Annotated in this window: 18 protein-coding genes; 4 read left to right on the plus strand and 14 right to left on the minus strand. The window is 53.1% G+C overall.

Annotated elements, in window-relative coordinates:
- Nucleotides 1-23: 23 nt before the first annotated feature.
- The 7 genes from SACSAC_RS21285 to SACSAC_RS21315 form a co-directional block, all read right to left on the minus strand.
- Nucleotides 24-548, minus strand: a complete 525-nt coding sequence (locus SACSAC_RS21285) for a GNAT family N-acetyltransferase (RefSeq protein ID WP_037290111.1) — start codon at nucleotides 546-548, stop codon at nucleotides 24-26.
- Between the two features lie 407 nt (nucleotides 549-955).
- Entirely contained in the window at nucleotides 956-3175 is a 2220-nt protein-coding gene (locus SACSAC_RS21290) for an HD domain-containing phosphohydrolase (RefSeq protein WP_051507304.1), read from the minus strand.
- 72 nt (nucleotides 3176-3247) lie between these two features.
- A complete protein-coding gene (locus SACSAC_RS21295; RefSeq protein WP_037290114.1) occupies nucleotides 3248-3559 on the minus strand; it encodes an STAS domain-containing protein in 312 nt (103 codons plus the stop codon).
- 36 nt (nucleotides 3560-3595) lie between these two features.
- Nucleotides 3596-5647, minus strand: a complete 2052-nt coding sequence (locus SACSAC_RS21300) for a FapA family protein (RefSeq protein WP_037290117.1) — start codon at nucleotides 5645-5647, stop codon at nucleotides 3596-3598.
- 52 nt (nucleotides 5648-5699) lie between these two features.
- Nucleotides 5700-6833: a PP2C family protein-serine/threonine phosphatase gene (locus tag SACSAC_RS21305; protein WP_037290119.1), complete on the minus strand. Its 1134-nt coding sequence runs from the start codon at nucleotides 6831-6833 to the stop codon at nucleotides 5700-5702.
- Nucleotides 6834-7058: 225 nt separating this feature from the next.
- Nucleotides 7059-7598: a chromate transporter gene (locus tag SACSAC_RS21310; protein ID WP_037290121.1), complete on the minus strand. Its 540-nt coding sequence runs from the start codon at nucleotides 7596-7598 to the stop codon at nucleotides 7059-7061.
- Nucleotides 7599-7609: 11 nt separating this feature from the next.
- Entirely contained in the window at nucleotides 7610-8251 is a 642-nt protein-coding gene (locus SACSAC_RS21315; RefSeq protein ID WP_037290122.1) for a chromate transporter, read from the minus strand.
- A gap of 275 nt (nucleotides 8252-8526) precedes the next feature.
- On the opposite strand from SACSAC_RS21315, the gene SACSAC_RS21320 reads away from it, so the two are divergent.
- Entirely contained in the window at nucleotides 8527-9714 is a 1188-nt protein-coding gene (locus tag SACSAC_RS21320) for an ROK family protein (protein ID WP_037290124.1), read from the plus strand.
- A gap of 26 nt (nucleotides 9715-9740) precedes the next feature.
- On the opposite strand, the gene SACSAC_RS21325 is transcribed toward SACSAC_RS21320, so the two are convergent.
- Nucleotides 9741-10619 (minus strand): helix-turn-helix transcriptional regulator, encoded by an 879-nt coding sequence (locus SACSAC_RS21325; RefSeq protein ID WP_037290126.1) that lies wholly within the window; start codon nucleotides 10617-10619, stop codon nucleotides 9741-9743.
- A gap of 231 nt (nucleotides 10620-10850) precedes the next feature.
- Here SACSAC_RS21325 and SACSAC_RS21330 point away from each other — a divergent pair, with 231 nt between their 5' ends.
- Both SACSAC_RS21330 and SACSAC_RS21335 read left to right on the plus strand, forming a co-directional pair.
- Nucleotides 10851-12845 (plus strand): glycoside hydrolase family 127 protein, encoded by a 1995-nt coding sequence (locus SACSAC_RS21330; protein WP_037290128.1) that lies wholly within the window; start codon nucleotides 10851-10853, stop codon nucleotides 12843-12845.
- Nucleotides 12846-13170: 325 nt separating this feature from the next.
- Nucleotides 13171-15744 carry a beta-L-arabinofuranosidase domain-containing protein gene (locus tag SACSAC_RS21335; RefSeq protein WP_037290130.1) on the plus strand — a complete coding sequence of 858 codons (2574 nt, stop codon included), beginning with the start codon at nucleotides 13171-13173 and terminating at the stop codon, nucleotides 15742-15744.
- Between the two features lie 209 nt (nucleotides 15745-15953).
- Here the strand turns inward: SACSAC_RS21335 and SACSAC_RS21340 are convergent, their stop codons facing one another.
- The 4 genes from SACSAC_RS21340 to SACSAC_RS21355 form a co-directional block, all read right to left on the minus strand.
- A complete protein-coding gene (locus tag SACSAC_RS21340) occupies nucleotides 15954-16943 on the minus strand; it encodes a glycoside hydrolase family 43 protein (protein WP_037293447.1) in 990 nt (329 codons plus the stop codon).
- 39 nt (nucleotides 16944-16982) lie between these two features.
- On the minus strand, nucleotides 16983-17864 hold the full coding sequence (locus SACSAC_RS21345) for a carbohydrate ABC transporter permease (protein ID WP_051507305.1): 882 nt from the start codon (nucleotides 17862-17864) through the stop codon (nucleotides 16983-16985).
- A 1-nt stretch (nucleotide 17865) separates the two neighbouring features.
- Nucleotides 17866-18759, minus strand: a complete 894-nt coding sequence (locus SACSAC_RS21350) for a carbohydrate ABC transporter permease (protein ID WP_037290132.1) — start codon at nucleotides 18757-18759, stop codon at nucleotides 17866-17868.
- A 113-nt stretch (nucleotides 18760-18872) separates the two neighbouring features.
- Nucleotides 18873-20210 (minus strand): ABC transporter substrate-binding protein, encoded by a 1338-nt coding sequence (locus SACSAC_RS21355; protein WP_037290134.1) that lies wholly within the window; start codon nucleotides 20208-20210, stop codon nucleotides 18873-18875.
- Nucleotides 20211-20822: 612 nt separating this feature from the next.
- Here SACSAC_RS21355 and SACSAC_RS21360 point away from each other — a divergent pair.
- Entirely contained in the window at nucleotides 20823-21785 is a 963-nt protein-coding gene (locus SACSAC_RS21360; RefSeq protein ID WP_037290139.1) for an ArsR/SmtB family transcription factor, read from the plus strand.
- Between the two features lie 108 nt (nucleotides 21786-21893).
- Here the strand turns inward: SACSAC_RS21360 and SACSAC_RS21365 are convergent, their stop codons facing one another.
- Both SACSAC_RS21365 and SACSAC_RS21370 read right to left on the minus strand, forming a co-directional pair.
- Nucleotides 21894-22754 carry a carbohydrate ABC transporter permease gene (locus SACSAC_RS21365; RefSeq protein WP_371873200.1) on the minus strand — a complete coding sequence of 287 codons (861 nt, stop codon included), beginning with the start codon at nucleotides 22752-22754 and terminating at the stop codon, nucleotides 21894-21896.
- Nucleotides 22755-22850: 96 nt separating this feature from the next.
- Nucleotides 22851-23708, minus strand: a complete 858-nt coding sequence (locus tag SACSAC_RS21370) for an ABC transporter permease (RefSeq protein WP_371873201.1) — start codon at nucleotides 23706-23708, stop codon at nucleotides 22851-22853.
- Nucleotides 23709-23731: the final 23 nt, after the last annotated feature.

The raw sequence follows: 23731 nt of genomic DNA on the forward strand, positions 1-23731 counted from the left end.
GTGGTCGATTTTATGGTGATCGGCTAAACTTGGTTCGCAACGCGGTCCGCATACGCGTAATCCGCGATATTTTTTCGGAACAGATACATGATCCCGTCTCCGTTTTTGGCGTCGATTTCCAGAATGCGTTCATATCCGCGGCGTTCGTACATCTCCACTAACCACGGATGCTTTTTCGCCGTCGCCAGCGTGACTTCGTCGTGTCCGTGCGTACCGAGGATGATCTCCCGTTCGACCCAGTCGAGCAATCGTCCGCCGTATCCTTTGTTCGAATATTCAGGATCGACCGCGAACCACTTGATAAACGGCAGTTCGGTGATCGCTTTGGCTTCTCCGCTGGTGGAATAAGTGACCGTGGCGACCACGATTCCGTTCTCCTCCAGCACGTAACACTCGTTGGCCTCGATGTTTTGCAGCACCATCGGGATATCGGCATGGGCCGCGGGCCAGTGCAATCCCAGCTCGCGAATCAGCTCGTAGGCTCCGTACGTAACGTCGACCAACCGCTGGGCATCTTCAGCCACGGCTCTCCGGAAAACCTCACTCATTTTGTGCACCCCCGCTTTTAATTTTATATCACCCATTTGTTTACTCGGGATTGATTGCTGTTAACTTTATCACTCTGAAACGGCTCCGGCTAATAGAGTTTTTCGATTTGCTTATATAAAACATTGATAAGTGAACGTTGGAAGCTATTTTTGCGCATGAAAAAAGAGCGAAAGTTGGTTTCGCTCAAGGGGTTGAGAAAGTTACGTAGGAGGGGGAAGCGAGAAGACTGCGAGAAAAATTCGTTCAATTCGCTGTCTCACTCGGAAAATGGATGGGATTTGAATAAGGAATTTTCCGAGTTCAAAGGCGTCTTTCACTGAATTTTTCTCTACGTCTTCTCGCTTCCAGTTACGTTTGGTTTTCTTGATACGTTAAGGCGAAAGCCAGCCTCCGCCTTACAGGATAATCAAAGAGACAATCGATTCCCGGCGATCGCGGTTCGGGTTGTACCGGTGTCTTCATTCGGAATAGGCTTCGTTTGGACAAAGGTAGCTGTTTGCGGAAGGTTGCTTTTCGATTCGGCTTCGCCGGGGGCTTGGAGCATGCCGTCGAATTCTAATAGAACTCGGGTTCCTTTCGGGTCCGTGTAAAGGAACATCCGGTCTGCCGAAGCGTACATGACGCCGAATCCTCTGCCGAGCGAGCGTTTGCTGCTGTAGCCGGATACGACGAAAGTTTTCGGCAGCTCGTGCAGAGCGATTCCCGAGCCTTCGTCGTGTACCAGGACTTGAAGCGAACCTTCGCGCGCGAATGCGGTGACCTGTCCGCCCAGCGCATGCTTAAGCAGATTGGTTGCCGCTTCGGATACCGCCAGTTTCACCTGCATGATGCGCTTGGGATCGCCTTGCGGCATATAGCTTGCGGCCAGGTCGCGGCTTCGGGCGATATCCGTTCGTTCGGCCACCGTGACGGCTTCCAGACGCTCGCCCAGCCGACCCAGCAGTTCTTCCTTGGTTAGGCATAAGGAGACTTTGCCTTCCGACAAGGCCGACATGATTTCCCGATAAGCATTCAGCGTCTCGGCATGCAGCTTATCCCGATAGGCGATTGCCGGGGTAATATCCGTTAATGCAATACGTACCTCGCCATATTCCGGGTAGAAGTGAGCTTCGTACGTACGATCTTCGCACTTCAAAATTTCATAAAAGGAAGTCTGCTCCGCATCGGCGCGTCTCGCCAGCCGAACGATGTAAGCTTCAAGCGCCGGTTGTTCCAATCCGTACAACAAGCCGTCCGCTGCCAGTTTCAACATCGTGCTCGACCCTACATAGGAACCTTGCTCTTCGTCCGAATCGGAACCGCGTTCCGCAGTTTTCGCATATTCGTAAGATTCTTCCGGCTCGGGAAGCGGTCCGGATACCAGACCTCGCTGCTCCAGTTTCTCCCGCACGCCCTGTACAAAACTTACATCCACGGCAGCGGCAAGTTGCGGATCGATCTCCCGGCCTGCTAACCGCTGGATGTAGGCGCAGACCGCCTCGTCATCATTTTCCCGTCTCAATACATGATCAAGCCGACTGGCGATAGACAAAATACGGGATTCATAAGGAATAGCTTTGCCTTTGAGTCCTATAGGGAAGCCTTTGCCATCCCAGTGTTCATGATGATGCCGCACCCATTCGGCCGCGCGGCTATCCTCTGTCAGCGTGAGAATGATCTCCGCCCCTTTTTCGCTGTGGGAACGGTATTCGTCTTCCTCGGACAAAGATAACGCACCTCGTTTGTTAAACAAATAAGCGGGCAGCGTCGACTTTCCGATATCGTGCTGAATCGCCACCTGCACCAGCACCCTTTTTTTATCGCGCGGGTAGGCCAGACGGTCCAGCAAGTGGTCTGCAATGACCCCGCTTCGGATTCCGTGTCCTTCGAGATCTTTGGACAGCCGGGATTCGAACAGCAGGCTGAACCGTTCGAACGTACGCCGCCATCCCGCTACTTCGCGAACGTAGACGGTGGAAAAGTACAGGATGAAAAACAACAAAAGACCCGTATAAGCCAACTCGTACGCCGTATCATCTTCCAACAGATTGCCGAGAAAATGCGGAATGACCACGATGCAAAGCAGAATCGGAACGAGGGTCTCGCGCAATCGGCCCCGAATCCCCGCTAACCAAGCCGTCCCCGACAAAACTTTGCGCATTCCCGCATCCAGCGGAAGCTTTACGGCTTTGAAAGCCAATGCGGCAAGCGCCGCCTTCGCGTATAACGGTACATCCGGCCAAAGCGCGATCAGTCCGCCCAATGCCAAAGCGGCCCCGCATGTGCTTAACGTATAAATCGCCAATCGGGTCAACCAGCGCAGCGGATCAAATGCTTTGGGCCGAAAACCGCTTTGCCTGGCCTCGTTAGCCAAACAGCTGATGAATACGCCCAATAGCGCGGTGTAGAAGCCGAATCCTATCAGCAGGGACAAGAAGCCGATCAAGCCGGCTCCGAATTCTTCCCCGCTGATCAATCGGATCGGAAACAAATCGAGCAATAACGTGAGCAGCAAAATCGGCAGCACATGCGCCCAAGGGACTTGTCCGGCCCCGACGGCGAGAATCGCCCCGTAGAGAAATCCGGCCAACGCCCAAAATGGATACGGAGCAGGGTTCGTTGTATTCGGTGGTGTTTTCACGCTCATCGGTTCCTTTCCTATAGGATATGCTATCCGTTTCAAGCTCCGGCATGACCCGTGCAAGCCGCGGAATCCTTCTTATTCGAAAACATCCTCGCCGAGAATCTCGCGGATCTGCAACAGCTCGAATACTTCCATCACTTCAGGACGCACATTCTCGATTTTGACCGTGCGCCCGCCTTCTCTCAATTCATCGACAGTGCGGATAATCAGACCAATGCCTGACGAGTCCACGAAGTATACTTCACCAAAATTCAAGCGCACGCTTGGATATTCCGACACGATCGGCAAAATATCCTCTTCCAACACTTCGCCGCTCTCAATATCCAGATCTCCCTCAAATACAACGATCGCTTCTTCTTCACTTTTATGGATCTGATAAGCAAACATGCTGTTCCTCCTCTTTGTATATGAAATGAATCATGATTAGAATAGTAAAAGCTCGCCGGACGAGCCCAAGCGGGCATGTACATTCGATGCCGCTTCGACGAACTGGAAGGAGCGACGGCCGATTTGCACGACGGTCCCTTCCATGACCCGAGTTGCGCGAATCACTGCCGTTTCCGGCACCTGTAGTTTCGTAGCGACGCCGCCGGGAGCACCGACTTCCTTGACCGCGATTCCCCGACCCGCAAAGTAGACGCCGCCTCTTAGCGTACCGCCTGCCTCCAACTCGCCTTGGCAGTAGATCGTAGCGTTATAAGCACCTTTTGCCGCACGCACCTTTCCCCCGCAATAGACATGACTGTTTTGCACGTATTGAAGCTCGGCAAAAATAGGTCGGTCCTCCGGTCCGCTCACTGATTCGGCCAGCTCCAGCGTCCGTCTGCGGAACGCATCCAACTCGGCAGAATCCCGCAAACCGCCTTGTCGCAAATCCAGAAATCCATATTTGAGACGGTGTGCATAATCCTTCCAGTCCACATCAAGCTGCGCCTCATTTTTTGTAGCTTGCTCGGAGAAACGGGTAAGCACCGCATGCAAAGCTTTGAATTTCCCCCGAAGCAGAACGCTCAAAAGCGCTCCGAGTCCTGTCTGTTGAATATCGTTCAATTTGAATGCAGCCGTCTGGCCGAGCTGTTCGATCGCGGATTGGAGAAGCTGCGTTTGGGAAGCGATCTCCAGCAGCAGCGGTTCTACTTGATTGAAAAATTCGCTCCGCTTGCCGACGCTGACATGAGCACCGATCAGATTGCCCGAGGCGATTAGCGAATAAGCAGCCTCAATCGTAGCCGAAGCGATCGGCCCCCGGATATTAATACTTCCGATCGCCTCCACATTCATTCCATTTTGAACGCCGCCCGAAATTTCGACATCGCCGCGGAAGCGGATATTGCCGGACTTCAGATCGACATCGCCGCGGTGCGACAGCTTCGGCAGCACCGAGAGATGAACCCGGAAGCCTTGATGCTTCATTCGCGGCATGCCCGAGCGAATCGCTACCGCCCGTCGGCCGTCCTCTGTAATCGAGACTCCCTCTCCGGCTGCCAACTCAATGGATTGGACAACACGCGGTTGAATCGGACGATCCAGCAGATCCCTGCCGGGACGACCCGGTCTTGCCGGGAACGTCCGCGCCAGCACTTGACCCTCAATCACGGTCGGAAATTCCACAATCTCCCGATAGTCGATCGTGCCATCCTCACGACTTTGCGGACTTAGACGTTTAGTTTCGGTCTCAAAGTTGGTGCTGAACGTTCCATTCGCCCCTTCAACGGCAGACGATCCTTCCGCAATCACAAATACCCCAGGCTCTTCGGAGGTACACGCTTGCTTGATGATTTCGGCGCGAACACCGTAGATAACGCCGAGTTCCTTCAGCCTGCCTGCAACTTCGGCTTGAGGAATCGGAAGAAATGTCCGCCGTTCAGACACGGGAACCACCAGATTCGCCTGCGGTTTGCAGTCAAGCAGAGTGAATTGTCGCTCAAATCCGGGACGAACATGTAGCTCCGCGCGCAAGCAAGCTTCGTCAATCTCGATTCGCCAGATCGGCGCTTCCACTTTCGGCGCCGTCTCCAACTTCAATTCGTCACCGGGAGAAACGGATACTTTTCCGTCCATCTGCGTGCCGTTGCGATATAACACTGCACCGGACGGCGGCGTCAATAGAGGTAGTCTTGTGCCGGTCGCTTGAATATGGAACCTTCCATTATGGATGCCGATCCCGCCTTGTTCTTCGGAAGCAGGGTTCAAGACAGGAAGGGTCTCGATTTGAGTTTCTGTATTTTCATGAGAAGTCTCGGCAGTCGGAACGGTGATCTCCTGACTTCCCGCAGACTGTAGTGCTGAAACTGATCCAGAGTCGATGACCGTGACTTTTACGACTGCGAGACGCGTACCCAGCCCAAGCACACCCCGACCGCCTGGCTCCAAAATTTCAATCTGCACGGATTCTCGCGAAACCGCCAGTAGTTTAAGGGCTTCGTCAACCGCCTGCTCGGCACTTTTAGCTCTGGTAATAATGGATCTTTCCATGGGCATTTCTTCCTTTCCCGCCATCCCTGGATTCATTGATCAACCCACGCTGTTACTCGTTTAGTTGAATCGACACAATACACACATCGTCGTTCTTGTCTTGCCCAAGCGCTGCCAACTTCTCCGTAAAGCGATCGTTGGGCAGATAGCGAATCCGGGACGCCACTTTTTCCAAACTGCCAATTCCTTCACGGATCGACTTTCTCGGCGTCTCCACCAATCCATCCGTATACAGCAAAATTTTCCCCGGACTTTCATATCGGTAGATGCCACTCCCGCCTTCAATCTTTTTGCGAATCCCCAGGGGAACGCCCGTCTTTTCCAGATAATGCGCTTTCTGATCAGCTTGGAAAAACAGACCTGGCGGATGCCCCGCATTGAAGTAACGAATTTCCTTGGCCTCTTGGTCAATCAGCAGGTAAATGGCCGTCAGATAAATCGAGTCTCGGCTGCCGCCAAACAAACTGAACATCTGGCTATTCAACTCACGGCAGATTTCAGCAGGTTCCGAGATCCGCTTGACCATTCCGGCCAGCAAGGAGCGAACCGACATGCTGATTAATGCAGAAGACAATCCATGACCCGCCACATCAATTAACATGACGCCGCAGCGGTGTTCGTCGATCCGAGTCCAGTAAAACATATCTCCCGAGACTTCGTCCGACTGGATATACTGCGCGTGAATTTCGATACTCGGCTCAAGCAACGGGGATGGAAGTACCGTTTTCTGTACCCGTTTCGCCAACTGCAATTCCTTCACCAGCCCGGCTTCGCGGCTTTTACGGATTTCCGTTTCTTTTTTCAGTCGGATTGCGGATTGCACGCGTGCGAGCAGCTCGTACTCCGGCGCTCCTTTTTCAATAAAATCCATACCGCCTGCTCCGAAAGCTTCCTTAAAGTGCCGTCGGTCACCCGTCAAAAAAATAATGGGCAAATCGGCGTAAGGCGGGCAGGCTTTGATAAGTCGGCAGGCTTCGATGCCGTCCATATCCGGCATCACGATATCGAGCAGGATCAGATCGAAGGCAGCGGCTTTACGCGGAACGCGTTCGCCGCTCATGCCGAGCCGTTCAAGGGCAACTTCCGCCGAGGAAGCCGTCTCGATCCCCGAGTAGCCAGCTTCGGACAGCACCTGTTTGAAATAAGCGAGATTCATCATCGAGTCGTCGACGATCAGTATGCTCATGGCGTTTCTCCTCCGGTGCACCAGGGCCTATACGCAACGGTCAAAAGACTGCTATCGACGAGTTTGCGTACGCGCTTGGATAATCGTGATCGATAACCCGTTTTCAAGGCAAATAACGTTAAACAGGGTTATCTATATCATCGACAACAGATGTCCGATTGTTGAGATGAACAAAAAACTCCATTTCCGTCAGGGGAAGTGGAGTTGCCGCAACTCGTTCAGGCTTCAAAAAATGACGATACCCGCTACTGCGGACAGCAGCAATACGACCAACGGATGCAGCTTGTACTTGACGATCGCCAATAGACAACCGCCGCAGATCAACAGCATGCCTAACGTTTCCCAACCGAACAATCCGCCCGATTCCGCTTGTCCGCCGAACCCGAAAGAAATCGCGGCGTAGACAATCAACGCGGTAATAATCGGTCGCAATCCGTAAAAAGCAGATCGAACACTCAGGCGGTCATGCAATCGGATGAAAAAAGCGGCGAGCAACACGACCAGAATCAGCGAAGGCAAGATCATTCCCGTCGTCGCCACGATCGCTCCGGCAAGACCTCCCTGTTCATAGCCGATCAATGTCGCGCTATTGGTCGCAATAGATCCCGGCGCCATCCCCGACAAAGCCCCGATCTCCTGAAACTGTTCAATGCCGATCCAACCCATCCCGGCCGTCTCTCGTTGAATCAGACTCATGATCGCATACCCGCCGCCAAAAGCCAGGCATCCGACGCGAAAAAACACAATAAAAAGTTCCCACAGCATGGTATTCACCTTCAAATATAATATTCGGGCAGCATCGCTTCCTTATTCGATCTTTCCGACATTGGTTCCGTCTGTACATCAAGCTTTCTTGATCGCCGAATGCCCATAACAGCCATGCCGATCACCGGCCCGCCCAATATGAGCCAAACCGAGCTTAAATTCGTCAGCAGCAGCACCGCCAAAGCAGCAGCAGCAAGCATATAGGTGAGCGTATCAAATAACGATGCCCGTGCCATTTTCCAAGCCGCGACCAGGATCAGAGCCACGACCGCCGCATGAATGCCTTTGAGCGCCGCTTGAACCTTGACGTAGTCTTCGAAAAAAGAATAAGTCAAGCCCAACAACAAAATAATGGCGAGCGTGGGCAGCGTAATGCCGCTTACCGCCGCGATCGCACCTACGACCCCGCCGAGCCGATAGCCGATAAAAGCAGCCGAGTTAACCGCTACCCCGCCCGGCGCAGAGCCTGCGACCGAGACCATGTCTCCCATTTCTTCGGTTTTCATCCAGCCTTTGCGCTCCACGACTTCCTTTTCAATCGTTGCCATCATGGCGTAGCCGCCACCGAAGGTGGAAGGGCCAATCTTGAGAAAAGCGATAAAGATCTGCGGAAGCATCCGAAGCTCTGCCGACGTTACAGCCGCAAGTTTCATTCGGTTCGCCTCTTTTCCTTTTTACGTTCCTTTATAAATTCCAATGGCTCTATTATAGCACATTTTATCATTTTGATTTTAAGTTCCATGAAAAAACAAACAAAATAATGAAAAAAGAAATGTAAACTGCTCTATAATATACTTATCCACACCACTATTTACCACAGTGAAATTAAGTCGATTATTCCTATGCTTTAAGTGTAGAAAAGAGACTGGCTGTGCTTTATACTGATTAATAACCAACTAACAAACTCGGAAATGGAGAGATTCGACTGATGATCGCCCGTTCTCAAACGTCCATCCGCAAGGAAGTTTACCAGCGCATCCTCGAACTTGGCACCGTGTCCAAAGCCGAGCTGATGCAGGAATTCGCACTGACCAGCAGCAGCATGACCCGCCTCCTCGACGACTTGACCGCTCAGGAAATCATTCGGGTATCCGGACTCGGCAGTTCCACAGGCGGACGCAAACCGATCCTGTTCCAGACCAACCCTACATACCGTTATTTGCTCGGTCTCGAAATCTCGCGGATCTATTCGACGCTGGCGCTCTATGACATGCATTTGAATTTATTGGCCTCTACACGTTGGAAAATGGATGCGGACATGACGCCGGAGCGTCTGGTCGAACGCGTGGGCGCCGAAGCCGAACAGTTTCTCGCTGAGCATGAACTGAAACCGGAACGCTTGCTCGGCATCGGAATCGGCTCGGTCGGCCCGCTCGACCGGGAGCAGGGCGTCATTCGCCAACCGGAATTTTTTGCCGCTTCCGGTTGGAATGAAGTCCCGATCTGTGAGCTGCTGGAGAAGCGTCTCGGCATTCCCGCACGACTGGATAACGGTTCGAATACCGCACTGCTCGGGGAAAACTGGGCACTGCGGGGACGAAGCGCCCAGCATTTGCTGTATGTCCATGCCGGAATCGGCCTGCGGGCCGCGATGATGTCCGAAGGACGTCTGATTCGCGGAGCCGCCGACGCCGAAGGAGCCGTGGGCCAGATGATTATCGCGACGGACGGACCTCGCTTTGAAGGACGGGGCAATCATGGCGCATGGGAAGCTTTCGTGTCCGTACGCGCACTGGAACATCGGGTTCGCAACCAATTGAAGATCGGACGTCCGAGCTTGCTGACCGGACGCCATCCGGACGATATCACTTTCGCTGATTTGACGGAAGCTTTGGACGCGGACGATGCGCTCGTTAAGGAGCAATTTACCGAAGCGGCCGCTTACTTGGGCATCGGACTTGCCAATCTGATCAATGTGCTTCACCCCGATAATGTGGTGCTGGGCGGACCGCTGATCGAAGCCCATCCGCTCGTTTACGAGACGGCTGTCGCGACCGCTTTGAAAAACATCGCGCGCGGACGGCAATACAGCCCCGCTTTTTCGCTCGCGGAGCTGAAAGAGAATGCCGTGGCGGCAGGTGCCGCTTTTATGTTGGTACAGGAATGGGCCGTGTAGGACGTAAACCTATCGGTTCGTCCGTTCTAACGCGTATGCCGCTGCCGGAAACGAAGCGGCGAGATGCCGAAGCGCTCCGCAAATCGACGCGAAAAATAAGGCGCTGTCTCGAACCCGACCTTTTCTCCGACAGAAGCGACAGAAGCTTCGGTGCGCAGCAGCAACAACCGCGCCTGCTCCAACCGGCATTCCTCCAAATATTCCATAGGCGTCAGACCGTTGACCCGCTTCATGCAGCGGGTCAAATAGTTATAGTGGAAATGCAGCTCGTTCGACAAGATTGCTCCGGTCAACGGCTCCGCGTAATGCGCCCGAATATAGCGTTCCGTTCGCTCGGCCACGCTTTCCGCCGGGCTGCCCGACGGATCGCGGCGGCGCAAATCCAGCGAACGCAGCAATTCCTCGAACAATCGTTGACGCTCCCAAACCGCTCCCGACAAGCTTCGTTCTTCCAGACGCAGCAATCGTTCGCCTTCCCCGCTGCCTCCGGGCGCACCGGGAAGCGTGCCGAACTGCGGAAGCCGGATCGTATACGGTAGCGTACCGAATTGCCCCGCATGTCGATCCCGATCCGCAAAGGCAGGCCCCTCCTCCTCCGCAACGCCCCACTCTCCCAAAGCACGAAAATGAATCCAAGCAAAGCTCGTCTCCTTCTCGCAGGGACGAACTGAATAATGATACCGATCCGGAAGCAGCAGCAAAGTATTTCCCGCGCCGACTTCCCATTGTCGATCTTCTTCCCCGATAAACAGCATGCCCCGTTCAACCAGAATCAAGTCAAACATTCCGAGATCCCTGCGACTCGGATGCGCGTCTCCCGGTACGTAGACGCTTCGGCCGCATTCCGTAAAGTACGGAAAAGGCGGCGCAGCCAAATAAACAATCGGTCCTTCAGGCTGAGTCATTTTAATCGATTCTCTCCTTCTTTTGTCCGCCTTTTATTCACGTTTCCCTTCATGCTCTATTCAGTTTTGTAAACGTAATCATCGAGAAATGTTACGATTCGCCCACCAGTGTGAAATCGGACAACAATTTGGGGGATTTTATGAGTCGTTCCCTTTTATTTTAAGGAATATAATGAAATCATGCCAGGCTTAAATCACGCATGAATCTACGATCCGAAGGGAAGAATTGTAATGAATCCGATTCCGAAACCGTCCGATGCAAAGCAGCACGCAGCCGTATCGCCAGCAGGCGTTACCCTGAGCGACCCATTCTGGTCCCCTTATACCGATCTTGTGCAAAATGTCGTGATCCCTTATCAATATGAAGCGATTCACGATCGGGCGCCCGGAGCCGAACCGAGCGGCGCTGTTCAAAACTTCCGTATTGCCGCCGGGCAAGCGGAAGGCGAATATGTCGGCTGGGTCTTCCAGGACAGCGACTTGGCGAAATGGCTGGAGGCCGTGGGCTATTCGCTTCAAATCCGTCGCGACGCCGATCTCGAACGTCGCGCCGATGAACTCATCGACCTGATCGAAGCCGCGCAGCAACCGGACGGATATCTCAATACGTATTTCACGATCAAGGAGCCGGGCAAACGTTGGACCGACCTGACGGATTGTCATGAGCTCTATTGCGCCGGACATATGATCGAAGCGGCTGTTGCCTACTACGAAGCAACAGGCAAAGATAAACTGCTTAATGTCATGAAACGCATGATCGAGCATGTCGAGACCGTATTCGGTACGGGCGAAGGGCAAATTCGCGGCTACGATGGTCACCAGGAAATCGAACTCGCATTGGTCAAACTCTACAATCTGACGAAAGAAGATCGTTATCTGAAGCTTGCGGCTTTCTTCATTAATGAACGGGGCCAAGAGCCGAACTTCATTCGCCGGGAGTGGGAACAGCGCGGCCGCCGCGGCCACTTCAGACCGCACGGCAGTTCCGACATCGACACCTCGTATTACCAGGCAGACAAGCCGGTGCGCGAACAAACCGTTGCCGTGGGCCATGCCGTTCGTGCCGTGTATATGTATACGGCAATGGCGGATTTGGCCCGTTTAACCGAAGATGCCGAATTGAAAGCCGCCTGCCGCACGCTGTGGCACAATATCACGCGCACCCAGATGTATGTCACGGGCGGGATCGGTTCCACCCATCACGGCGAAGCATTCACCTTCGACTATGATCTGCCGAACGATACGATCTATGCCGAGACCTGTGCTTCGATCGGCCTGATCTTCTTTGCCCAGCGCATGCTGCTGCTCGAACCGAAATCCGAATACGCGGACGTGATGGAGCGTGCCTTGTACAACAACGTGCTTGGCTCCATGGCTCAGGACGGCAAACATTACTTCTACGTCAATCCGCTGGAAGTCTGGCCGCAAGCCTGCTCCTGCAACCCGGGCAAACACCATGTGAAATCGGAGCGCCAAGCCTGGTTCGGCTGCGCCTGCTGTCCGCCTAACGTAGCCCGTCTGCTCACCTCGCTCAACCGTTACGTCTATACGCAGCGCGGCGATACGCTCTATGCCAATCTGTACATCGGCAGCGAACTGTCGGCCGAACTCGGCGGCACTTCCGTTACGCTCAAACAGCAAGCCGAGCTTCCTTGGAGCGGAGCTGTTCGCTTCGAGATCGCAGCGGAGCAAAAAGCCCGTTTCGCCCTTGCACTCCGCGTACCGAACTGGTCGCCGGACATGACTGTCTCTATCAACGGAGAAGCCCTTGAGTTCTCACCTTCCGAGCTTCAAGACGGCTACCTGTTACTTGAACGCGATTGGAACAACGGCGACGTGGTCGAAGTATCGCTAACGATCCAAACGACACTTGTCTACGCCGACACCCGCGTCCGCGCCGACGTCCACAAAGCCGCAATACAACGCGGACCGCTGGTTTATTGCGCAGAAAGCGCCGATAACGGCGAATCCATCTTGACTCTGCGTCTAAGCCAAAACGCCATCTTCTCCGAACGCCCCGCCGACGATCTTCCCGGCGGCGCCATCGCAGTAGAGACCGAGGCGCTCCGCAGCGTAACGCCTGCAACCGACAACGAAGCCGACAGCTTGTACCGAACGCAACCTCCTGTTCTTGAGCCTACCCGGCTGACCGCAGTCCCGTACTACCTATGGGGCAACCGCGGCCAAGGCGAAATGACCGTCTGGATGAACACGTCGGAAAACTAATCGCTTTAGGCCCCAGCAACCAAGCGGCACCTTGCTACCGAGCAGGTGCCGCTTTTAGATGATGCGGGATAAGCCTTTTTAATGACCTTTTGACACCTGAACCCCCGTACCGATATCAGGTACGAGAATCTGATTCTTTCCTTTGCGCGTAAGGATGCTAGCGTATGATTATACGATTTCGCCGACTCGAAACCGCAACTGCTGCTCCGAAAAATCCAACCTTTTGATACTTATTCAAACGTTGCACCATTTACGCAGATGCAGGCGGTCGGTAAGCTGAAATGGAGAAGGATATCCCTCATTCCCGACAGACAGGAGAATTGCCATGCCGACCGAATCTTCTACGCCAACCGCGTTGCTCGACGATTATCGTCTTGACCGTGTTCGTATCGACGATGCTTATTTACAAAATGCTTTCGCCAACGAAATTCGTTACTTGAAAAATTATAAGAACGATCGCCTGTTAGCGGGATTCCGTGAGACACGCGGACTGATTCCGCTGGCCGAAAAGTATCCCGGCTGGGAAACGACCGAAATTCGCGGCCATACGCTCGGACACTATCTGAAGGCAGCTGCCCAAGCTTATGCGGCGTCCCGCGATGCCGAGCTGCTTGAGCAACTGAATCAACTGGTGGATGGCCTGGAGAAGTGCCGATTCGAAAGCGGTTATTTGTCGGCATTCCCGGAAGAACTGTTCGACCGGGTCGAGCAGCGCAAGCCGGCCTGGGTGCCGTGGTACACGATGCACAAGATCGTAGCCGGATTGACGGCGACGTTCGAATATACCGATAACCGTCTTGCGCTGGAACTGGCTTCGGGTCTTGGCGACTGGATCGCAGCACGGACAGCGGCCTGGACGCCGGAAATACGGACTGCCGTCCTGTCCGTCGAATACGGCGGCATGAACGACTGCCTGTATGATTTGTACAAACTCACGCTTAAACCCGCCCACCTGCACGCTGCACATGCTTTTGACGAACTTAGCTTGTTCGGTCCGGTCCGCGAAGGTCAAGATATTTTGACGGGCAAGCATGCCAACACCACGATTCCGAAGTTTTTGGGCGCGCTCAACCGCTACCGGACCTTGGGCGAAAGCGAACGATTTTATCTGGAAGCAGCGGAAAGCTTTTGGACGATGGTCGTCGAACACCATAGTTATGTGACAGGGGGCAATAGCGAATGGGAACATTTCGGCGAGCCTGATCGACTGGATCGCGAACGTTCCAACTTCACTGCCGAGACCTGCAATACGTACAATATGCTGAAGTTGACGCGCGAGCTGTTCAAGCTGAGCGGAGATGTGAAATATGCAGATTTTTATGAAAATACATTCCTGAATGCTATCTTGTCATCCCAGCATCCGCATACCGGCATGACGATGTATTTCCAGCCGATGGCGACGGGCTACTTCAAAGTCTACAGCTCGCCGTTCGAGCACTTCTGGTGCTGCACGGGTACGGGCATGGAGAGTTTCACCAAGCTGAATGACAGCTTGTATTTCCGTGGCGAGGACAGCATCGTCGTCCATCAATACATCTCTTCGGAGCTGGACGCCGAAGAATTCGGCCTCAAACTGACCCAGCGCTCCGCGTTGCCGGAGTCCGATACGGCGACGTTCACCGTATCGGCGACCCGGCCGCAAAGCAGCCGGATCTCGCTGCGCTTCCGCCTGCCGGAGTGGCTGGCCGGCGAAGCCGAGCTGACGCTCAACGGCGAGCGCTTCGCTGCGGAAGCGTCGGACGGCTTCGCCGTAGTGACCCGCGTCTGGGCCGACGGCGATACGGTCGAGCTTCGCCTGCCGATGACGCTGCGCGCGGTCGGCCTGCCCGACGCGCCGCATGCGGTCGCGTTCAAATACGGCCCGACCGTGCTCAGTGCCGGACTCGGCCGCGAGGACATGACCGAATCCGCTACGGGCGTCGCAGTCAGCGTGCCGACGAGAAGCATGCTCGTCAAAGACTTCCTGACCGTGCAAGGCAGCCCGGCCGATTGGCTGAAGTCTTTCGCTTCGCATTGGCAGCAGCGCGGCGATAAACCGGAATTCGTCCTCAAGGGCACCGACGAGGACGAACGGCTGGTCTTCGCGCCGCACTACAAGCGGCACGGCGAACGTTACGGCATCTACTGGCGCGTCGTCCAAGCGGATTCTCCGGAACTTCAGCAGCATATTCTGGAAGGCAAGCGCAAAAGCCGGGTTGAAGACGCCACGATCGACAGTCTTCCGGTCGGAAACGACCAGTACGAACTGGAACATAAGATCCGCGGCGACAAGACGTTCGTCGACGTCTGGGACGGCAGCACGACTCGCCGCGCCGAAACAGGCGGTTCATTCGGCTATACGCTTAAGGTAAAGCCGAACGAAAAGCATGTGCTGGAAGTCACCTTTTTCTCCGGACACCGCGGAGACCGCCCGATCACGATCGAGGCCGACGGAACGATCATTGCCGACGGCGTTCCGCCTTCCCGGATCGGACGCGGATTCCATACGCACCGCTACACGCTTTCCGCCGATCTGATCGGCGACCGGGATTCGCTGGATGTCACCTTCCGGGTCAGCGGCGAAGAGACCGGAATCTTCGATATCCTGCGCATCATGAGTCCGTTCGATAACGAGCCTTCGCTGCGCAGACTGGAATTTTCTACAGGCCAGCTGGATACGCCGTTCGAGCCTTCTCGGATGCGTTATACGCTGCGCATTCCTGCGGATACCGAATCTCTTTCGTTCGAGGCTGCGCCCGCACGCAAAAACGGCTTGGTTTATGCCGACGGCGTATTGATCGAAGACACGCTGCGCCGCACGATGCAGCTTGCCGACGCGACTGCGAAGCTTCGTCTGACTTCCAAGGCGGAAGATCACGAGACGGCGAGAGATTATGTGATCAATATCGTCAAATTCTAGTACTCTGTCCCCCTCAAATAGCAGGTTTACGTTTAGCCGAAACAAACACGGATCTAGTATGTTTCGGCCGAGCGTAACTTTACCTTCATCGGGTACAGAGTACTAGGTCGAGGTGACAAAAAAGACCTTTCCCCGCACTACGCGCGGCGAAAGGTCTTTTTTTCGTAAACCCGTTCTTTCTATTATATATGTTCGTTTATCGCGATCCGCTACTTTCCTACCTTGTCCGCATCTTCCGCTACGGCCGTATCCGGCTCGGGCACTCCGAAGTCCGGCAGCCCGTCTTCCCTCCACGCAAAGACTTTCACCCTCGCATGTCGGTTCGGGTCATATAGCGGGTCGCCTTCGATCTCTTTATAACTGCGAGCGTGATAAACCAGCAGGTCTTCGCCGTTCTCTCCGACCGTGAAGCAATTATGCCCCGGGCCGTATTGACCGTTTTCTTCGTTCGTTCGGAAAACAGGCTCCGGCAGTTTCGTCCACGCAGCCGCGTCCAGCAAATCCGCATCTTCATCGGCAAACAGCAGTCCCATGCAGTAATGATGGTCCGTCGCGCTGCCCGAGAAGGTCATCCATAACTTTCCGCCATGCTTCACCACGGCCGCACCTTCATTCACGGAAAAACCGATTTTCTCCCAATCGTACTCGGGCTGGCTGATCATGGTTTGCGGGCCTTTGAGCGTCCAGCCGTTCTCCAGCTCGGAGATGTACAGGTTGGAATTGCCCGGGATGTTCGGATCTTTTTGCGCCCAAACGTAATAATGCTTGCCTCGATGTTCGAAAGAAGTCGCATCCAGCGCAAACGACTCCCAAGCCGTTTTGACCTGTCCTTTTTCGACCCATTGTCCTTCCAGCGGATTGGCCGACTCGTTCTCGAGCGCATACATGCGATGGTCGAACAGCCCTTCGTCCGTCTCCGTCGTATGGGCCGCCGCGAAATAGACATACCATTTGCCGTCCATCCGATGCAGCTCGGGAGCCCAGATGTTGGCGCTGAGCATGCCTTTTTCCCGCTTGCGCCAGATGACTTCAGGCTTGGCTTCCCGCAGTCCTTCTATAGTCGCTGCCCGCCGCAGCTCGATCCGGTCGTACTCCGGCACCGAAGCGGTAAAATAATAATAACCGTCGTCATGCTTGTAAATGAAAGGGTCCGCACGCTGTTCAATCAAAGGATTCGCATACCGTCTCGACACGTCCATCATCATCTCTCTCCTTGCAAAGCTCAGAATAAAAATCAGTTATCCCTTCACCGCACCCGCTGTCATGCCGTCAATGAAGTATTTTTGGAACGCCACGAACAGAATAAAGATCGGGATAATCGAGAAAAAGGAACCGACGATCAACAAATCATAGTTATTGCCGTAAGGCGTAAGCAGCGTTTTCAACCCGATCGGCAGCGTATATTTGCGTTCGTCGCTCAGCACCATGAACGGCCAAAGGAAATTGTTCCAGCTGTTCATCCCGTTCAGAATCGCCATCGCCGCGAAAGAAGGCTTCATGATCGGCAGGATCAAACGCAGATAAATGCCGTACTCGCTGGCGCCGTCTACTCGTCCCGCCGCGATGATTTCTTTCGGAATACCGCTCAGGTACTGCCGGAAAAAGAAGATCGTCGCCGCGCTGGCAATGCCCGGAAGCACGATTGCCGAGTACGTGTTCATCATGCCCAGATTGAAAATGAGCGTGTACAGCGGCAGCAGCAGGATTTCGAACGGTACCATCATGATCAGCAGGACGCAGATGAACAAAAAGTTTTTGCCTTTGAATTCATAGGCCGAAAAACCGTAAGCCACCGTCGCGCTGACCAACAGCGTAAGCGCAACCTGCACGACCGTCAGCAGCAGCGAGTTGAAAAACCAGGTGAAATAGGCATGCTGACCGGTGAACAGATACGTATAATTGTCCAGGCTCATCACCGAAAGATCGAACTTTAAGTTCAGCCCGTAACGGATCAGCTCCTCGCCCGGTTTGAACGAAGCCAGAGCGATCGCGTAAAACGGAATCAGGATGATCCCGCACAGGATCGTGAACAGCACGAACAGCAGAATTTTGAGCGAAATTTCTTTTTTGGAACGCGTGACCGTATTTTCTTTCAGATTCAGCGCAGCTTCTCTTTTCATGTCAATCCTCCTTCTTGAACAGGCCGGAGAAGGCGAGCTGGATCATGTTGATCGTCATCGCCAACACCAGAAGCACGATTCCGACGGCCGCTGCGTAACCGAGATTGCTTTTCTCGATCCCTTGGCGATACAAATAACCGACGATCGTGAGGCCGATGTTTTTCGGAGAATTGTTGCCGTTCCAGAGCATCAAGCTTTCGATGAACATGGCCAGACCCGCATAGATGCTGATCGTCAGCACGTAGATGGTCGTCGGCTTGAGCAGCGGCATCGTGATCATGCGGAATTTCTGCCAAGCGGAAGCCCCGTCGATCGAAGCGGCTTCGTAATAATCGTCCGGAATGCTTTTAAGCCCCGACAAGAAGTACAACATATTCACGCCCAACCAGCGCCAAGTCGCCAGAGCGAGCAGCGCGATAAAGCCGGTAACTTGACCTTTAAGAAACTTCACGGGCTCGATGCCGAACCAGCCCAGGAAGCTGTTGATCAGCGAGCCGTCCATTTCCCCGAACATGAGACGGAATACCGTACCTGCCACGACGACCGAAGTCAGCGCGGGGAAGAACAGCGAAGATTTGAAAAATTCGCGGCCCCACATGAACTTGTTGTTGATCAGCACCGCCAGCAGCATCGGCAGCGGAATCAGGATCAACAGCGTGCACAGCATGTAAACCGCGCTGTTCATAACGGATTTGAGGAAGATTTTATCTCCCAGCAGCTTGGTGTAGTTATCCAATCCGATCCATTCGGTTTCCTGCCCCAACGTGATTTTTTGAAAACTCATCGTCACCGAACTTCCGAGCGGATACACCCAGAAAATCAAGAAAACGAGGATAAAAGGCAGCACGAATACGTAAGGAGCCACCTTTTGCGAATACAGAAATCTTTTGATCATTGTTAAGCACCTTCTTTATAAACGCACTCCCGTCCCGGCTGCCCCGTAAAATTCGGAACGGCGGGCGGGAGCTTCGTCAAAATGGAAAACCTGTTTTCGCGTTCGTGCTTGGCTTACTGCAGTTCCTGCTCGATTTGCGCTTGCGCGTCGTCCAGCGCTTCCTTGATGTCTCTGCCGTCTTCGAAAATTTCGTTCAACGTCACGGTACAGAATACGTTATTAATCGTCGGCGATGCCGGAACCGATTTGACGTATTTGATTTCGTCGCGGATTTCGTTCAAGACGTCGAACGGATTGTTTTTGAAGTATTTCACGAACTCGTTTTCCGGATTGTGCGTTACTTCTTTCATGTCCCAAACTTTCATGTTGACCGGATCGAAGCCGAGCGTGTTCCAAATTTCCACGTTCGCTTCTTCGGACAATTTGGCGTAAGCCAGGAAATCTTTCGCCAATTGAACGTCTTTCGCCGTTTTGGTGACGACCGTGCCCGTGCCGCCGCCGCCTACCGAACGAGGCATGCCTTTTTCGATGACCGGAATCGGCGCGATCGCGATTTTGCCCGCAAGGTCAGGCATGTAGTTCGTGAAACGGGACATCATCCACAGCGGCATGAATGCGGTTGCATAGTTGCCGGAATTATATTCGCCGTAAGCTTCTTCCGTATCCGGCTGTCCGCCCGCAATCGTGGAGATGACGTTGGCGTCTTGAAGATCTTTGAGAATTTGCAGGCCTTTGACCATTTCCGGCGTGTTGACCTGCGGATTGCCGTCGGCATCGGTAAAGTCGGAACCCTGTTGAGCCAGCATCATCGATTCCTGCCAAGCGGCGCTCGTGTCGGCCGTGCCCATGTATTTGCCTGTTTTTTCGTAAACTTGCTCGCCGGCTTTTTTGAAGTCGTCCCACGTTTCGATCTTCGTGTAGTCGACTCCGGCTTCTTCGAGAATTTCCGTATTGTAGAACGCGACCGAAGCTCCGACGTGCGTCGGAATTCCGTAATTTTGTCCGTCTTTGCTGTAGATGTCGATGCGGGATTTGACGATCGTATCGCGGTAAGGATCGATGACGTCGTTCAGAGGTTCGAGCTGAGGGGTGCCTTTGAGGAAGTCCGGGAATTTACCCAATTCGATATCGGCGATATCGGGTGCTCCCGTTCCGGTTTGCAGCGCGATCGAGAGCTTGTTATGCATATCGTCGTACGGCATAACGGTAACGTTGAGCTTGATCTGGCGATCCGGGTTTTCGGCATTCCATTTTTCCAGCATTTTCTCGAAGTGCTTGCCGTGCAGTTCGACGAATGTCCAATAGGACAATTCCGTTGCCCCTTCGCCGGCTCCCGCGTCGATCACCGACTGTTCGCCCGACGCATTGGTCGAAGACGAATTGCCGCAGGCGGTAAGCAGCGACAAGAGCAGCGACAGCAGCATCAATGATACGATTCCTTTTTTCTTCATGTTTGACCCTCCCGATTCTAATGTGTTCGTGACTGGTACGGCGTTCTTTCCGAAAACGGCGTCCGCTTCCCGACCGTTCGCATTCGCGGTTGAAGCGAACGAATCGGTCGAGCGCGTCGCGCATCCGGCGAAGCGGCATGCAGGGGCTCGGAACGTTCCTTTCGAATAGTCCGGATCGGGTATGTAGGTCGTTATGAAGATCCGGTCTTTTTCTCGCGAACAATCCGAATTGCGACGATTTGGTACTTTTTTGTGAAACCCTTTTTATTTCAGTATAATTTAAAATGATTTATGTTATACTGAATGTATCCGCTTGCAAAATTAAAATATCATACCGTTTCAAGCTTGTAAACAGTAAAGTTTAAATCTTTTTAGATAAACCTAAAGGTTAATTTGTATTTTTTGTCTTCTCTTTTTCAACAAAAGAGTGGGACGTCCTGTTCTTAGTTTTAGACTTTTTTGAAGGTATGATGCTTAAAACTCAAATTTTTCGCGATTGTTTCGAAAAATCAATGGTGAAGGAGGATCAGTTAGGATTAGTACCGTTTTCGGTTTATAATAATGTAAAACAATAAAAGGTACGGAAATACATGCGAAAGCGGGGAAAAAGCAATGATCGATATTAAAGATTTGATGAGCGGCATCGACATTTTCAAAGCGCTCGGTTCCGAAATCCGGATTCAGATTATTCAACTGCTGTCCGGAAACGAAGAATTGAACCTGAACGAAATCGCGCGAAAATTGGGACTCAGCAACGGAGCCGTTACTTTGCATATCAAAAAGCTCGAAGACTGCGGCTTGATCGAGATTCGAACGACCGGCGGCAAACACGGCATTCAAAAACTTTGTTATTTGAACAAAGACAAACTGATGGTCGATCTTCGAAGCAAAGAAGCCGACAATCTGTACGAAGTCGAAATTCAGGTCGGGCACTACAGCGACTACAAAGCTTTGCCGACCTGCGGCCTCGCGACCAAAGACAGCATCGTAGGCGATTTCGACGATCCCCGCTACTTTGCCGATCCGCAGCGAATCCATGCCGAAATTATCTGGCTGGCCGAAGGTTTTCTGGAATACCGCATTCCGAACTATTTGAAAGCGAACCAAACCTTCCGCGAGATTCAATTGTCGCTCGAGATCGGTTCCGAAGCGCCCGGCTATAATAACTACTATCCGTCCAATATTCATTTCTCCATGAACGGAATCGAATTGGGCAGTTGGATCAGTCCCGGCGATTTCGGCGACGTGCGCGGCACGTTCAATCCCGATTGGTGGCCGCCTCATCTCAATCAGTACGGCATGCTTAAACTGATTCGAATCAATAGCGAAGGAAGTTTTATCGACGGTTGTCGCATCTCCGACGTCACGTTGGAAGACATCCGTCTCGATTATCGCAGCGAGTTGACCTTCCGCATCGCCGTCACGGAAGAAAACATCAATAAACACGGTTTGACATTGTTCGGGCGCAACTTCGGCAATTATAGCCAGCACATGCTGGCACGCGTCATGTACAACGTCCATCAAAACGAATTTCCGAACGACGAAAGCAGCGAAGATGCCCGGTCGGCGAAATGAATGCGCGATATGCTAAAAAAGGCATCCGGCCTATAGGCCGGATGCCTTTTTTATGACGGATATTCCGTTTTGCTCGGCGCATGTTCGCACTTGAGGGAGCCTCTGCGCTTAACCCTTCACGGAACCGATCATGACGCCTTTGTCGAAATACTTTTGCAGGAACGGATACACCAGCAGGATCGGGAGGGTCGATACGATAATGACGCCGTATTTAACCTGGTCGGCATACTGCTGCGCATAACCGCCTGCCGCGCCGCCGGAACCTGCTCCTTGCGAGAATACCTGATTGGAGAGCAAAATATCGCGCAGGACGATCTGAAGCGGTTGAAGATCGTTGCTGCGGATATAGATCAGGCCGGTGAAAAAGTCGTTCCAGTGCGCCACCAGATAATACAGGCCGATAACCGATACGATTGCTTTGGACAGCGGAAGCACGACCGAACCGAAGTAGCGGAAATGCGAACAGCCGTCCATCGCCGCCGCTTCGTACAGCTCTTTCGGTATCGAGCTTTCGAAAAAGGAACGGGCGATGATCAGATTGTACACGTTGACGCTGAACGGCAGGATGAACACCCACATCGTATTCAACAGGTGCAAATCTTTCATCAGCAGGTAAGTCGGGATCAGGCCGCCGCCGAAGAACAACGTCACGACGAAAGCGAACATGATAAACCGTCTGGCGCGGAATTCCTGTCGGGACAGCACGTAAGCTGCGGGCAACGTAAAGAGCAGATTGACTGCCGTTCCGAGTACCGTATACAGAATCGTATTCCCGTACCCCGTCCAGATCCGCTGATCTTTGAATATCTCCGAATAACCGAAGAAACTGATATCTTTCGGGAAGATCGTCACCTGCCCCGTCGAGACGAGCGTGGAGTTGCTGATCGAAGCAATGACGACAAAATAGAGCGGATACACGATACTGAGAAAGATCAACAGACAAATCGCGAACACGACCGCGTCGAACATCCACTCTCCGAAATTTCGTTTATGCGCAACTGCTTTTTGCTTTTTTTGTACAAGCTGCATAAGCCATTCGCTCCTTTCTTCGTAAGACCGTTCGTATTACCACAGACTGGTCTCCGACGTTTTTCTCGCAATCAGGTTCATCGTGTACAGGAAGAAGAAGTTGATCAGCGTATTGAACAGTCCGATCGCGGCCGAATAACTGAACTGATTGCTCACGATCCCGATCTTGTACACGTAAGTCGAGATGACCTCGGATACCGGAAGGTTAAGCGAGTTTTGCATCAGGAAAATCTTTTCGAACCCCGTACTGAGCACGCTGCCCATACTGAGGACGAACAAGATAATGATCGTCGGAATCAACGCCGGAATCTCGATATTGCGTATGGTCTGCCAGCGGCTTGCCCCGTCGATCTTCGAAGCGTCGTACAATTGCGGATCGACGGTCGATAACGCGGCCAAGTAAATAATGCTGTTCCAACCGCAATGCTGCCAGATCTCGGACAACACATATACCGGAACGAAAGTCGACGTGGAACCGAGCAGATTGACGTCGCCCAACCCCATCGACTGAAGAATATGTCCGATGACGCCGGAGTTCGGGGACAGCAGCACGTTCAGCAGGCCCACCATAACGACGATCGAAATGAAATGCGGCAGGTAAACAGTCGTTTGCAGCGCTTTTTTCGCCCGTTTCCAGCGCAGTTGATTGATGAGAAGCGCCAAAATGATCGGAGCAGGGAAACTGAGCACGACCGTGGAGAGACTGATCACGACTGTGTTACGCATCAAGTCCGCAAATTGGTAGCTTTCAAAAAACTGTTTGAAATAAAACAAACCGCGCCATTCGCCGCCGGTCAACCCTTTGGCGAAGTTGTAGTCCCGGAACGCGAGCTGGATGCCGTACATCGGAATATAGTTGAAAATGAAAATCACGACGATCGCGGGCAGGATCATGATCCATAGCTGATAATCGCGCC

Origin of the sequence: Saccharibacillus sacchari DSM 19268 (assembly GCF_000585395.1) — a bacterium.
Taxonomy (GTDB): Bacteria; Bacillota; Bacilli; order Paenibacillales; family Paenibacillaceae; genus Saccharibacillus; species Saccharibacillus sacchari.